Here is a 294-nt window from a genome sequence, read left to right as displayed (position 1 = left end):
AAGGCGCGCGCCTGCGCGTCGTCGCCGAACACCCGCTTGCCCGGCCCCAGCATCACCGGATAGACCAACAGGGACAGATCATCCACCAGATCCGCCGCCAGCAGCTGGCGCACCATGTCGCCGCTGCCGAACGTCAGCAGATCCGCCCCGCCCTGGCGCTTGAGCGCCCGCACCGCCTCGGCCAGGTCGCCGGACAGCGCCCGGCTGCCCTGCCAGGACAGGCCATCGGGCCGGTGCGTGGCCACGTGCTTGGGCGCGCTGTTCAGGCGGTCCGCCAGCGGGCGGCTGCCCGAA

1 protein-coding gene is annotated in these 294 nt (G+C 73.5%); it reads right to left on the bottom strand.

All coding sequences use genetic code 11. The features are described 5' to 3' along the window. Positions 1-294: dihydrofolate reductase family protein (locus N825_RS35875; RefSeq protein ID WP_037462602.1), on the bottom strand; the 294-nt coding region annotated here is incomplete at both ends.

Origin of the sequence: Skermanella stibiiresistens SB22 (genome assembly GCF_000576635.1) — a bacterium.
GTDB lineage: Bacteria > Pseudomonadota > Alphaproteobacteria > Azospirillales > Azospirillaceae > Skermanella > Skermanella stibiiresistens.
The sequence above is the reverse complement of the archived record's forward strand: the minus strand, read 5'-3'. Positions and strand labels throughout refer to the sequence as shown.